At 43.7% G+C, this 14,405-nt stretch carries 11 protein-coding genes; 1 reads left to right on the top strand and 10 read right to left on the bottom strand.

What is annotated here, in order from left to right; genetic code table 11:
* Positions 1-103: 103 nt before the first annotated feature.
* The 8 genes from recG to manA form a co-directional block, all read right to left on the bottom strand.
* The gene (gene recG, locus HMPREF2926_RS06340) at positions 104-2,119 is read right to left on the bottom strand and encodes an ATP-dependent DNA helicase RecG (RefSeq protein WP_070586952.1); all 2,016 of its coding nucleotides are present in this window, start codon (positions 2,117-2,119) and stop codon (positions 104-106) included.
* Positions 2,120-2,179: 60 nt separating this feature from the next.
* Entirely contained in the window at positions 2,180-3,292 is a 1,113-nt protein-coding gene (gene alr, locus HMPREF2926_RS06335) for an alanine racemase (protein ID WP_070586950.1), read from the bottom strand.
* Complete coding sequence (gene acpS / locus HMPREF2926_RS06330; RefSeq protein ID WP_003005615.1) at positions 3,279-3,644, bottom strand: holo-ACP synthase; 366 nt, start codon at positions 3,642-3,644, stop codon at positions 3,279-3,281. Before acpS ends, alr begins: the two co-directional genes overlap by 14 nt.
* A gap of 86 nt (positions 3,645-3,730) precedes the next feature.
* Positions 3,731-4,759: a 3-deoxy-7-phosphoheptulonate synthase gene (locus HMPREF2926_RS06325; RefSeq protein WP_049506486.1), complete on the bottom strand. Its 1,029-nt coding sequence runs from the start codon at positions 4,757-4,759 to the stop codon at positions 3,731-3,733.
* 52 nt (positions 4,760-4,811) lie between these two features.
* Positions 4,812-7,331, bottom strand: a complete 2,520-nt coding sequence (secA, locus tag HMPREF2926_RS06320) for a preprotein translocase subunit SecA (protein WP_070586949.1) — start codon at positions 7,329-7,331, stop codon at positions 4,812-4,814.
* A gap of 173 nt (positions 7,332-7,504) precedes the next feature.
* Positions 7,505-9,349, bottom strand: coding sequence for an APC family permease (locus HMPREF2926_RS06315; protein WP_070586948.1), 1,845 nt, complete (start codon positions 9,347-9,349; stop codon positions 7,505-7,507).
* Between the two features lie 376 nt (positions 9,350-9,725).
* Positions 9,726-10,466 carry a MerR family transcriptional regulator gene (locus HMPREF2926_RS06310; RefSeq protein ID WP_049523116.1) on the bottom strand — a complete coding sequence of 247 codons (741 nt, stop codon included), beginning with the start codon at positions 10,464-10,466 and terminating at the stop codon, positions 9,726-9,728.
* 279 nt (positions 10,467-10,745) lie between these two features.
* A complete protein-coding gene (gene manA / locus HMPREF2926_RS06305) occupies positions 10,746-11,690 on the bottom strand; it encodes a mannose-6-phosphate isomerase, class I (protein ID WP_049522813.1) in 945 nt (314 codons plus the stop codon).
* 115 nt (positions 11,691-11,805) lie between these two features.
* Here manA and queG point away from each other — a divergent pair, with 115 nt between their 5' ends.
* Positions 11,806-12,945: a tRNA epoxyqueuosine(34) reductase QueG gene (gene queG, locus HMPREF2926_RS06300; protein WP_049522814.1), complete on the top strand. Its 1,140-nt coding sequence runs from the start codon at positions 11,806-11,808 to the stop codon at positions 12,943-12,945.
* Positions 12,946-12,966: 21 nt separating this feature from the next.
* On the opposite strand, the gene HMPREF2926_RS06295 is transcribed toward queG, so the two are convergent.
* The gene (locus HMPREF2926_RS06295; RefSeq protein ID WP_024054808.1) at positions 12,967-13,593 is read right to left on the bottom strand and encodes a GNAT family N-acetyltransferase; all 627 of its coding nucleotides are present in this window, start codon (positions 13,591-13,593) and stop codon (positions 12,967-12,969) included.
* An 83-nt stretch (positions 13,594-13,676) separates the two neighbouring features.
* Positions 13,677-14,192, bottom strand: coding sequence for a phosphatase PAP2 family protein (locus HMPREF2926_RS06290; RefSeq protein WP_049483012.1), 516 nt, complete (start codon positions 14,190-14,192; stop codon positions 13,677-13,679).
* Positions 14,193-14,405: the final 213 nt, after the last annotated feature.

Genomic DNA, 14,405 nt, shown 5'->3' with positions numbered 1-14,405 from the left:
CGCAGCCCGTGTTCATTTAATAAGATACAAAGCCCGTAAAATACAATCTTAAAGGGAGTAGAGTGGAAACCGAAGAATTTCCACTCTACTCCCTTTTTATACTCTAGTCTAAATGTTCTTTCTTTTCTAAATAAAGCGAGAGCAGATGCCAATCTGGGTGTTCGCGCCAATTTGGTGTAGCTACGATCTGGCTAGCAACTTTCCTTGCTTCTTCCAGAATGGGATAATCTTCTACCAAATCCGCCACTTGAAATTCTGGGATCCCAGATTGACGGGTTCCAAAGATTTCACCCGAACCTCGCATTTTCAAATCTTCTTCCGCTAGCACAAACCCATTGGTCGTCTCTGTCATGATTTTCATGCGCTGCTTGCCACTATCTGTCTTAGGATTGGCTACTAGAATAGCATAGGATTGCTTGCTTCCCCGACTAACCCGACCTCGAAGTTGGTGCAGTTGGCTAAGACCAAACCGATCTGCATCCATAATGACCATAACGGTTGCATTGGGTACATTGACTCCTACTTCAATAACGGTCGTAGACACCAAAACATCGACTTGGTGCTCTTTAAAAGCCTGCATGATAGCATCTTTTTCTTCACTTTTCATCTTCCCGTGAAGAAGAGAAACGCGTGCTCGCTGCCCAAAGAAGGCCTCTAGCTCTTCTTGGAGGGCAAGGGCATTTTTCAAATCTAGCGCCTCTGACTCCTCAATCAATGGAGAAATAAAGTAGGCTTGAGAACCTTTGCCAAGTTCTTTGACTAACCAGTCGAGGACCACTTCTAACTGCTCATGCTTGACCCAACGTGTGATGATTTCCTTGCGTCCCGCAGGCATCTGATCAATGATGGACACATCCATATCTCCAAAGGCTGTAATAGCCAAGGTCCGGGGAATAGGGGTAGCCGTCATCATCAGGACGTCTGGATTTTGTCCTTTTTCTCGAAGAATACGACGTTGGGAAACCCCAAAACGGTGTTGCTCATCAATAATGACCAAGCCAAGATCTTGGTAGTGAACTCCCTCTTGAATCAAGGCATGTGTCCCCACAATCAGTTGAGCTGTTCCTGAGGCGATCTCTTCTAAGACTTCTCGTTTCTCAGCCGCCTTTAACCCTCCTGTTAGAAGGGCAATTGGTAAGTCCGGAAAAAGATTTTGCAAGCTTTCCTTGTGCTGCTCTGCCAAAATCTCCGTTGGAACCATCAAGGCTGCTTGCTTCCCAGCGCTTAAAGCTACATACATGGCAAGACCGGCCACGACTGTCTTCCCACTTCCCACATCCCCTTGAAGCAAGCGGTTCATATGATAAGGAGAAGCCATATCTGTCAAGATTTCATTCAAGCTGTTTTCTTGAGCTTTCGTTAGCTCAAAAGGAAGCTGTTTTTTTCGTTCTGCTAATTTTTCTGGATTCCAGGCCAAGGAAATCCCTTGGCTGGCATCGTGGTTTTCTTCTTTTAGCACTTGGAGTTGCAGCTGGAAAAAGAGGAGCTCTTCAAATTTTACCCGGCGAAGAGCTTGCTTGTACTCTGCCAGATCCTTAGGAAAATGCATAGCTTGCACTGCTTGGGAACGAGACATTAGTTGATAACGATCTCGTAAGATTTGGGGGACATTCTCTTCTAAAAGCTGGTCCAAGCCCTGGTCGAACGCTATTTTGATCAATTTCACCAGACTGTTTTGGCTCACTCCTTGCGTCACTCGATAGACCGGCTGCAAATCATCTTCCACTTGAGCCAGGAGCTTCATTCCTGTCAAACTCCCCTTGGCCTTGTCCCATTTCCCAAAAATCGCCACTGTCTGTTGAACCTCAATTTTGTCTGCTAGATAGGGTTGGTTGAAAAAATTAACCGCAATGACCTGGTCTCCCTGTTTGATTGAAAAACGCAAGCGATTTCGTTTGTAGCCATAATATTGGACATTGGCTGGTGTTGCTACCACCCCAGAGATGACGGCTTTTTCCCCATCTTCCAACTCTAAAACATTGCGCGTTTTGAAGTCTTCATAGCGAAAAGGGAAATACAAGAGCAGATCTTCTAAGGTTTCAATCCCTAACTTTTTAAATTTTTCCGCCGATTTTGGACCGACTCCAGGCAGTACAGATAAGGGTTGGTGTAGATTCATTTCTCCTCCTTTCTTTTATAAAAAAGCAGGTCCATCCGGGAAAATCCCACCTGCTTCTTCTTATTCTTCACCTGTATAGTCACGAGGAATCCGATCACTCAAGAGACAGACCACTTCATAATTAATGGTCCCACGGTAGTCCGCAACCTCTGTCGCCGTGATTTCTTTCTCGCCCTCTCGTCCAATCAGGGTAACCTTGGTCCCCAGAGGCAATTCTTCTAGAAGGCGAACAGTAATCTGGTCCATCGAAACTCGGCCTACAATGGGACAAAACTCACCCTTGATCAGTACATGGAAATTTTGCATCTCTCGGATCCAGCCATCCGCATAGCCTATAGGAATCGTCCCGATCCATTGGGGTTCTTCTGTCGTATAGGTTGCCCCGTAACCAATATCTTGACCAGCTTCTAACTGTTTCACATGAACTAATTCGCTCACCAAACTCAAAGCTGGCTTGATTTCATAAGGCAAGGCTAACACAGATCCACTGGGATTCAAGCCATACATGACATCTCCCAAGCGCACAGCTGTGAAAATCGTATCCGCATGCCACAAAGAGGTGGCAGAATTACTCGCATGGACAATGGGAGGAAGGGTTTCAAGGGCAGCCAATACTTCTTTGAAAAACTGGTATTGCGCTTGGAATTTTCGATCATCTGCCTCATCTGCTGTCGCAAAATGAGTAAAGATTCCTTCAATTTCAGCTCCAGCTGCTAAGAGAAGGCGTTCAGCTTCTTTGATCTCTTCGATTCTACGAAATCCAATCCGCCCCATTCCAGAATCCACCTTGATATGGACCTTCAATCCTGAAAGATCTGCTTCTTGTCCAAGCAATTGGTCCAACCAAGCAAGACTCGCCACTGTTAAGCGGATGTCATGCACTTTGGCTAGATTCACTGTTTCACTTGGCACAACTCCCAAAATTAAAATAGGGTGTTGCAAGCCTTCTTCACGAATTTCAAGGGCTTCATCCATATTGGAAACACAAAAACCATCTACCTGAGGTGCCAATTTTTTGGTCACCGCAACAACCCCATGACCATAGGCGTTGGCCTTGACGACTGCATATTTCAAGGCTTGACTCGGAATATGCTCACTAACTTGTTGCACATTAAAGGCAATGGCATCCAAATCGACTCTTGCAACAGTTGGTCTATGTTTACTTGCTTTCATTTTCTTCCTCCAAAATGACACTGGTCGACACTAGGTCTCCCTTGTGACTGATCGAAATCCATACCTTCCCAGAAAAAGGAGACTTGGAAAAATAGGGAGCTCCGTGGGCATCATTTAAAATTTCTAAATCTTGAAAACCAACTGGTCCAATCCCTGTTCCCATTGCCTTTGAAAAGGCTTCTTTGGCGGACCATCGGCCCGTTAAATATTCCATCTTCCGTTTTCCAGACAATTCCTCAAAACGCTCTCGCTCAGCCTCGGTTAAGACTTTTTCAGCGAATCGAGTATTCTTCTGATAGGCTTTTTCAATCGCAGCGATCGATTCGATATCGATGCCATGTCCTTTGATCATCTTGTTTTATCCTTATTTATCGTTTCAGTATCGTTTTACTGACAAAAGAGAAGGGGCTAAAGAATCACTCCTTCCGCCCCTGCCTTTTACTTATTCATCGTTGCAATTTCTTTGACCAAGGCCTGTGTTTTTTCCCAACCCAGGCAAGGATCTGTGATGGATTGACCATAAACCACTGGTTCATTTTGACGGCCATCTTCTAGATAGGATTCAATCATGAAACCACGAACTAAAGTTGCCAAATCCTTGTTCCAAGCACGGTTCATCATGGTTTCTCTCACGATGCGTACTTGCTCTTCGAATTGTTTGCCAGAATTGTCATGGTTGGTATCCACCAGGATGAAGGGATGTTGCAAGCCCATTTCGCTATAGCGTTTTGCTGCCGCTAGCAAATCTTCATAATGGTAGTTTGGAACATTCTTACCACTCGCATCCAAGCCTCCACGAAGGATCGCATGAGCTAAAGGATTTCCTGATGTTTCCACTGCTTGGGCATTGAACAAAAAGTTTTGGGGATGTTGGGCTGCATAAATCGCATTGAACATAACAGACAGATTTCCAGAGGTTGGATTCTTCATGCCTGTCGGAGCAGAGATCCCACTAGATACAAAGCGGTGCTCCTGGTCTTCAACTGAACGCGCTCCAATGGCATGATAAGAAATCAAATCCTCAACATACGGAAGACTTGCTGGATAAAGCAACTCATCCGCAGTTGTCAAACCAGTTTCTGTAATCACACGGTAGTGGAGATGTCGGACCGCTTTCAAACCGTCCACAAAGCTTGGTGCTGCATGTGTATCTGGTTGGTGCATCAAGCCTTTATAGCCATCCCCGTTGGTCCGAGGCTTAGCCGTATAGACCCGCATCACAATGAAAATCTGATCTTTCACTTGCTCTTGCAAGTCTGCCAAACGACGGGCATAGTCCATCACAGCTTCTTCATTATCAGAAGAGCAAGGTCCGATCACAAGAAGGATCCGTTGGTCTTCTCCTTTGATAATAGCTTCCAATTCTCGATCACGCGCTTCTTTGCGCTCCAAGGCTGGACCTTCCAAGCGGTAAAGCGAAGTGATCTCTTGCTCATCAATCTTATTGCTCTTCGTAATGAATACCATACGGCCTCCTTATGCTACCTAGACCCATCCTCTTTCTATTTCAGAGGAGCTCTTAAAATTTACGTCCGTGACAGTTTTTGAATTTCTTGCCTGAACCACAAGGGCACAAATCGTTGCGTTTCACTTGTGACAAGTCAATATCTGCTGGAATATCTTGTTGTTGCGCTGCAATGTTGCGCGTCGCAGTTGTTGAAATACTGTGTTCCGTACGTGGACGTTCTTGTTCGTGAATTTGGGCTTTCATCATGAGACGAGTCACATCAAATTCAATCGATCCGATCATATCGTTAAACATACGGAAACTTTCTGATTGGTATTCTACCACTGGGTTGTTTTGCGCATACCCACGGAGTCCAACCGCATTTCGCAATTGATCCAAAGCATCGATATGGTCCGTCCACTTGCTGTCCACCACGCGAAGGATCAAGACTTTTTGGAATTCTTGCACAGACTCTTCGTCACGCAATTTCGCTACTTGGCTAGCATAGATTTCTTCTGCACGTGCATACAAGTAATCGATAACTTCCTTGTCAGATTTTCCTTCAATATCGCTTGCAGAAATCGTATCTTCCGGAACCAAATTGTATTTGGCAAAGTTCAGAATCGCTTCAACGCGTTCTTCCTTACTTGAGTGGCTGGCTCCTTCAACAATCCGTTTGATGGTCCGTTTGATCATGGCCTTGATTTCAGGCGCCAAGTCACGATTAGCTGTGATGACATCATAGCGTTCAGCGTAGATAATTTCCCGTTGTTCCCGCATCACGTCATCGTATTGAAGGACTTGTTTACGGGTATCGTAGTTGTTTCCTTCAACCCGTTTTTGAGCACCCTCTACCTGACGGGTGAACATGTTTGAACGGATTACTGATTCTTCTTCGCTCAACTTGAAGCGATCAAGCACTGCTTTGATCCGTTCAGAACCGAAACGGCGCATCAATTCATCTTCAAGAGACAAGTAGAATTGAGATTCACCTGGATCCCCTTGACGTCCTGAACGTCCACGAAGCTGGTTATCGATCCGACGGCTTTCGTGACGTTCTGTCCCGATAACACATAGTCCACCGAGTTCGCGAACACCTTCACCAAGCTTGATATCGGTACCACGTCCGGCCATATTGGTCGCGATAGTAACAGCACCACGTTGACCAGCGTTCATGATGATTTGCGCTTCTTTGTAGTGATTTTTCGCATTCAAAACTTCGTGAGGGACACCTGCTTGAACCAACAATTGAGAAAGGTAATCACTGGTTTCAACGGCAACGGTACCTACTAGGACTGGTTGACCTTTTTCATGACGAGACTTGACATCTTCAACAACAGCCTTGAATTTTGATTTCAAGCTTGGGTAGAGAAGGTCTGGATGGTCAATACGGGCAATCGGACGGTTAGTTGGAATTGGAATCACGCGAATGTTGTAGATTTCACGGAATTCTTCTTCTTCAGTTTTCCCTGTCCCTGTCATCCCTGACAACTTCTTATACATACGGAAGAGGTTTTGGTAAGTAATCGATGCAGATGTTTTGGTTTCTTCTTGAACTGGAACACCTTCTTTAGCTTCGATCGCTTGGTGAAGCCCATCAGAATAACGACGACCTTCCATGGTCCGACCAGTAAATTGGTCGACGATCAAGATTTCTTGATCTTCGCTGACCACATAGTCGATATCCAAAATCATGATGTAGTTGGCACGAAGGGCATTATCGATAAAGTGGGTCAGGGCTACGTTTTCAATATCGTACAAGTTTTCAAGATTAAAGTAGCTTTCTGCCTTATCAATCCCTGAATCAGACAAACCGATGGTTTTAGATGGGACATCGATAATGTAATCGTCCTCTGTCAAGGTCTTCACATAAGCATCCGCCATGTGATAGAGCTGGCTCGTATCAGAAGCTGTCTGACCAGAAACGATCAACGGAGTACGAGCTTCATCAATCAAAATCGAGTCTACCTCATCGACCAAGGCGTAGTTCAATGGACGTTGAACCATGTTTTCTGCACGCACAACCATGTTGTCACGCAAGTAGTCAAAACCAATCTCTGAGTTGGTTGAGTAAGTGATATCACAGAGGTAAGCTTCTTTTTTCTCAGCTGGAGATTTTGCTGCAAGGTTGATCCCTACTGAAAGGCCAAGCCATGAGTAAAGTTCTCCCATCTCTGTTGCATCCCGCTCGGTCAAGTATTCATTGACGGTAACAACGTGTACCCCTTTACCAGACAAGGCATTCAAGTATACAGGCATGGTTGCTGTCAGGGTTTTTCCTTCCCCTGTACGCATCTCTGGAACGTCACCATGGTGAAGGACGATTCCCCCCATGACCTGAACCTTGTATGGGAACAAACCAAGGACCCGTTTTGCAGCTTCACGAACAACTGCAAAAGCCTCGTACAAGAGATCATCCAAAGACTCACCATCTTGATAGCGTTGCTTAAACTCAACTGTTTTCGCTTTTAATTCGTCATCCGACAAAGCTGCCATTTGGTCTTCATAAGAAAAGACCTTGTCAGCCATTTTTTCAAGGCGTTTGATTTCGCCTCGATCATTTTCAATAATTGTTTTTACTAAATTTGCCATTTTTTTCCTTACTTTGATTTTTTCAAAATCTAAAATGTTCTTTTTATTCTAGCATTTTTTTAACATTTTTTCAAGATCAAGGCTGTATCTTACAAGACTTTCGAGTGGTTTTTTCGTGTAAGAAAATCCAAAAAGATGCCTGCTCAAGCAGACATCTTTTCTATATACGGTGTTTATTCAGACAAATGGTAAGAATAGCTTGCCACAACCACTTCTTCATGCCAACGAAGAGAGTACTTCAATTTCAAACTCATTTGGTTATGGAGAATATTTTGCCAATGTTTTTTAGGGATGAATTGAGGGACTAAGACTGTGACAGTATTCCCTTTTTCCTTAGCTTCCTCAGCTACTTTAGAGACAAATTCAACTGTTGGTTGAATAATATCCCGGTAGCTCGTCATGACATTTTCAAAGCGAATATGAGGGAAATAGTGCTTAAATTCTTCTGCCACCTCTGCATCTTTGACCTTGGTTTCTTCCGTTGAGACGTGCATAGCTATAACATCGTTTCCTAGGCTATTTGCATAACTCATAGCTCCCACACTTACCTGAGTGACATTCCCGACAAGGACGATCACGGTATTGCCCGCATAACTTGTCTTTTCGATCTTACCTCCCAAGCGCAATTGAGCCGCAACTTTATCATAGTGATTGCGGATACTTAAGAACATCCAAAGCAAAAGACCAATAATAGGGAAGAAGGGCCAGATTTCACGCAGACGGAACAACAAGAGGATCAAGACAATCCCATAACAGATGGCTGCCCCGAGGATATTGGCAAGTGAATACTTGAGAAATCCTTTTTGATATTGGCGTTTCCAGTGGATCACCATCCCTGTTTGAGAAAGGGCAAAAGGAATGAAGACCCCAATGGTATAAAGCGGAATCAAACTTTCTGTTTGCCCATCAAAGATCAAGAGCAAGACGATGGCACCAATCGCCAAGGTCAAAATCCCATTGGAATAGCCCAGACGATCCCCTTTTTCCATATACATATGTGGCATGTATTTGTTTTTAGCCATGTTAAAGGCCAACATTGGAAAGGCTGAGAACCCAGTATTCGCCGCTACTGCCAGGATCAAGGCTGTTGATAATTGGAAAACGTAGAAGAAGGCTTGTCCGACCGGAGAATTTCCTAAGATAGCTTGGGCCATTTGAGCTAGAGTTGTTACCCCTTTTGCTGGTACGACACCCACCCAGTAATTGAGGAAGGTAATCCCTGCAAACATAATCCCCAAAATCAAAGCCATGATGGTCAAGGTAGAGGCTGCATTCTTTGCTTTTGGTTTCTTAAAGAAAGGAACCGAATTGGAGATGGCTTCAACCCCTGTTAGGGAAGCGGATCCACTCGTAAAGGCCCGCAATAAGAGAATGACACTAACCCCTGAAATGGTTTGACCCACATGAGCAGTTGCGTTATAGGCCAAGTGACCCGTCAAGATTTGGATCACGCCATAGCCGATCAAGGCAATGGTACTGACAATGAAAAGGTAGACCGGAATCATCAACGATGTCGCTGATTCGCGTAGCCCCCGAAGGTTCATCAGCATCAAAATCAAGACCAACAAAATGGAAATGTGAAGATTATAAGGATGAAGAGATGGAATCGCTGACGTGATGGCATCTGCACCGGAAGACACAGATACTGCTACTGTCAGCATGTAGTCAACCAAGAGACTACCACCAGCGATCAAACCCGCTTTGGGAGACAAGTTCTCCGTAGTCACCATGTAGGCCCCTCCCCCTTGAGGGTAGGCATGAATGACCTGGCGATAAGAAATCGTTAAACTGGCTAGGAGAACCAGGACCACAATCCCAATCGGAATGGACCACCAAATAGCTCCTGCTGATACGGTCATCAAGACCAAGATAACTTGCTCTGGACCATAGGCAATAGAAGAAAGTGCGTCACTAGAGAGCATGGCCAAAGCCTGCATTTTCCCTAGCAATCCGCCTTCACCTTCTGCACCAGATTTCAACGGACGGCCAATAAACCATTTTTTCAATGTTGAAAACATAAAAAACTCCTTGAAAAAAGATCATGAGGCCGGGAATTCCCTGCCTCTTTTTCATAAAACTGGGGTTATTCTACTCTTTTTTTTCAAGACTGTCAACTGAAATTGTGAAATCTTCGTAAAGTTTTCATTGTGTTCATTTATCCAACCTCTCTTAGATCAGCCAGCTTCTTTTCAAATTGATCCAAGCAAAAAACGAGGCTAGGGACAAAAATCCTAGCCTCTCAATTATTTTTGGATTGTTGAGCAAGACGCAGTGGTTGAGTGGGCTCTACTGCGCTGATTTCATCAGCTTTTACAGCCCTACTCAACTGTGCGGAGGTGGGACGACGAAATCGAATTCTAACGAATTACCGATTTCTGTCCCACTCTCTCTTTTTTATTTGGGTTGATGTGCCACATAGTGGGCAATGACATCCGAAGTGTACTGGGCTGTGCCAGCTCCAAACTTGTCGATGTTTTCCTTGAATTCTGGGTTATAGACATAGCCTTTGCCGATATGGCCAAAAACCTCTATAGAGCAGTCAAATCCATACGTTCGAATTGCTTCTAAAAGTTTAGCTGCCTGATTTTGATTTTCATTTGCGGATACGGATAGACCATCTTTGAGATTTTGCGCCAAAGTTTGAAAAACTTGGTTGAAGGCTTCCGTAGCCTCATCTTCACGCCCCTTTTGGCGCTCAAGCGCTTGGTCCATGACTTCTTGACCGTACTTCTCTACCGCCTCTTGCTGGTATTTTTGAGTATCTTGATAGCTAAATCCAGTGAATTTTTCCTCAATGGTCATTTTTCTTTCTCCTTTTTGTTCTTGAATGGTTTTTTGCAAGGTAGAAATCAAGGTATCCAGACGTTGTCTTTCTTGAGTCAAATAGTCCAACTGTTTGGTCAAATGGGGCAATAAGTTAGCTTTTTCTTCAGCTAAGAGTTCTGCTATTTGGTCTAAGGAAAATCCTAGATACTTGTAGTAGAGAATCACCTGTAATCGTTCTAAATCTTCTTGACTGTATGTCCGATAACCATTTTCAGATTTCACAGGAACGAGAAGTCCTATCTTGTCATAGTGGTGCAAGGTCTTGACAGAGACACCCGACAGCTCTGCAGCTTCTTTGATATGGTACATGATTTCCTCCTTGTACTCAATGAAAATCAAAGAGCAAACTAGGAAGCTAGCCGCAGGTTGCTCAAAGCACTGCTTTGAGGTTGTAGATAGAACTGACGAAGTCAGTAACATATATACGGTAAGGCGACGCTGACGTGGTTTGAATTTGATTTTCGAAGAGTATTACAAGGATAGTATAACCCCTCCCCTTAGGTCAGAGTCAAGGCTTAACATAAAAAAAGTTTTCAGATAAAAAAGGCTTGAGTTGTTTCACAACTTTTAACTCAAACCCTTTCTTTTTTATGGATGACTCACGATCAATTCTAAACCTTGCCCTTCCAAAGTCCAAGATTCAACATCGCTCGGTAAGATAAAGTGACTTCCTTTTCGAATAGGATAATCCTTTCCATCTACCGTCAATTTTCCTTCTCCGGCTAAGACGCTTAACAAGCTGTAATCAGCAGTCTTTTCAAAATCAGCTTTTCCAGTCAGTTCCCACTTATAAACGGTGAAGAAGTCACTTGCAACCAAGGTGGTCATTCGAAGATCATCGACAACAACTGTATCTGGATGACTATTTGCCGGCTCACCGATGTTTAACACATCAATCGATTTTTCCAAGTGAAGCTCCCGCAAGTTTCCTTGAGCATCCTTGCGGTCAAAATCATAAACCCGGTAGGTGGTGTCACTCGACTGTTGGGTTTCAAGAATCAAAATTCCAGAACCAATGGCGTGCATGGTCCCGCTTGGCACATAGAAGAAATCTCCAGCCTTGACTGGAACCTTTGTCAGCAAAGCATCCCAGTTCTTGTCCTCAATTTGCTGACGGAGTTCTTCTTTTGACTTGGCATTGTGTCCATAGATAATCTCAGATCCTTCATCAGCCGCAATCACATACCAACACTCAGTTTTTCCAAGTTCTCCTTCATGTTCCATTGCATAGGTATCATCTGGGTGCACCTGTACACTGAGCCAATCGTTGGCATCCAAAATCTTTGTTAATAAAGGAAAGACAGGCTCTTTACGATTACTGAATAATTCCCGGTGCTCTTGATAGAGCTGATCCAATCCCATTCCTTCGTATGGACCATTGGCTACTTTAGAAACACCATGTGGATGGGCTGAAATCGCCCAAAATTCACCGACATGGTCGCTCGGAATTTCGTAACCAAATTCTTCTTTCAGACGAGTTCCTCCCCAAATTTTTTCCTGCATGACTGAATGTAAAAATAATGGTTGTCCCATAATATCCTCCTCGCATTTCATGTTTCTATTATACAAAAAAAAGAAAGTTTTTGAAAGCCCTTCCCATTATTTTCCTCTCTCGCCAAAAACTTCATTTTTGTGTATAATGAAAGGGATGACACTAAAAGAAAATATTATCCAACTGGCGCATTCTATTGGGATTTCAAAAATTGGATTTACAACTGCTGATGACTTTGCTTATTTGGAAAAATCGCTCCGCTTGGCCGTTGAGGAAGGACGGAATTCTGGATTCGAGCATAAGAATATTGAAGAGCGCATCCAACCCAAATTAAGTCTCTCCTCCGCAAAGACCATCATCTCAATCGCTGTCGCCTACCCCCACAAACTCAAGCAACAACCTCAAAAAACAGCCTATAAAAGAGGAAAATTCACTCCAAACAGCTGGGGGTTAGACTACCATTATGTCCTTCAAGACAAGCTCAACCGCTTAGCTACTGGGATTGAAGAAATGACGCAGGATTTTGAATACAAGGGCATGGTCGATACTGGAGCATTGGTTGATACGGCTGTCGCCCAACGAGCAGGGATTGGCTTTATCGGAAAAAATGGCTTGGTCATTTCAAAAGAATACGGTTCTTACATGTTTCTGGGCGAATTGATTACCAACCTCGAAATCGAACCGGATCAGCCAGTCGACTATGGTTGTGGAGACTGTCGGCGTTGTTTAGATGCTTGCCCAACCTCCTGTTTAATCGGAGATGGCTCTATGAATGCCAAGCGTTGTTTGTCCTTCCAAACCCAAGACAAGGGCATGATGGACCTAGAATTTCGCAAGAAAATTAAAACGGTCATCTATGGATGTGACATCTGTCAGATTAGCTGCCCTTATAACAAAGGGCTAGATAATCCCTTGGCAACAGAAATCGATCCTGATCTGGCTCATCCAGAGTTGATTCCCTTTATCGAACTGTCCAACGGTCAATTTAAGGAAAAATTCGGGAACGTTGCTGGAAGCTGGCGAGGCAAAAATATCCTCCAGCGCAATGCCATTATCGCACTAGCCAATGCCAATGACCGCTCGGCCATTCCTAAGCTCCTGAACATCATCGAAACTTCACAAAATCAGATTCATATTGCAACGGCTATCTGGTCTTTAGGGCAACTGCTCCGTGAAGTCACGCCGGACCTTGTTGAGCTCTTACGGAATATCAAACATCCGACGGATGCCATCATAGAAGAACGAACTGCTTTCTTTGAAAAATTCAGTGTTCAAGCAGATTCACAGCTACAATGAAAAAACACTAAGGTTGTATCCTTAGTGTTTTTTTAGTTCCTTCAAGAAATACCAACTACCCATCTCTACTTGGTTAAAGCTAATCTCACTTGAATAGACTTCCTTGTAACCATTTTTCGTGTAAAAATAGACATTTCCTTTGGTATTGGTATAAAAGGCTAGTTTTTTTCCTTGGATCTCTTCCAAGAAAGGCTCAATTCCTTCTGTCATAAAGCGACTGCCATAGCCCTGCCGTTGGTGTTTAGGGGCGACTGCGAGAAGCATCAAATACCAATCAAAGTCTACATTTTGCTCCAATTCCTTATCCGTGTCCTCCATAAATTTAAAGTAGGCCAACATATTTTTCAAGGAAATAAACTTGAGCAAACCAAATCCCCCATTTAAGAGATAGGCCCGAAAAGGAATCGGTCCCTTTTGCAACAAGGCTACCGCATAAATTTCATCGTTTTTTTCTGCCACAAGGCAAATATGGTGCTTAAGAAAAACCTTCACCAAGATGCGCATCATTGCCTCAACAAAGGCTGGGTATTGCTTGGGATCCCGAACCAAATCCTTGATAACTTTTAAAAATAGATAGTCCTCAAAGGCTGTACTGGCTACTCGAACCACCTGATCCAGATCTGCTTTTTCTGCTTTTCTGTACTTCATCTTCTCTCCTATTCTAAGTCCACTTTCCAGTATACACTATCCCTCGCTCTTAGACAAAGGTCAATTTTCAGCAATTTGTTCATTCAAACCAGCAAAAAGAGTCCTCCCCAAACGAGTCCCAGCCCCCAAGCGACGAGAACATCCTTGGGATAATGAACCCCTCCAATAACTCGGACAAGGGCTAATAGAAGAGATAGGAGCATGGAGCACATTCCTAGAGAAAGCGACAACTGACAGACACACATGGAGATAATGGTCGCCGAAAATACATGTCGGCTAGGAAAGGAATGACCAGATGAATTCTTTTCTAATAAGGGTTGAATCTCCCATTTTTCATAAGGTCTTGGAACATTGACCCAATGACGAAAGAGGCTAAACAAGACAAAACCCGAAGCAGGGATCCAGATAAAAGGCCAGATTTCTCCCATTGAAGTTTTCTTTAAAAACAGCCAACAAAAGACCAGGCCGTAGATGCCTGGCATCACGAAAGTCAGGATTCGATTCATCCTTTGAAGAACCTGCACACGATGTGGCTTTCTCGTAAAAGGCAGGGTTAGCCAACGATAAAATTTCGGATAATCTTGAAGATTGGGCTTCATGTTGGCACTCCTGTCTATCATCTCATTTTTGTACTACTAGTATACGCGATCCTAAGAAAGCCTGTCAAGCCAGGCTTCTTTTTTATCCTTTCTTTCTTCTTTTTCACATGATTTAGCACTAAAATCTGATGATTTATCATTTTTCTGTCTCCAAGAAACGTCTTTTCCATTACTATTATCGATAAAAAAATGAGGCTGGGACAAAAGTCCTAG

The organism is Streptococcus sp. HMSC078D09, from assembly GCF_001813675.1.
Classification (GTDB): Bacteria; Bacillota; Bacilli; order Lactobacillales; family Streptococcaceae; genus Streptococcus.
Note: the sequence above shows the minus strand (reverse complement) of the source record. Positions and strands in the feature narration are given on the sequence as shown.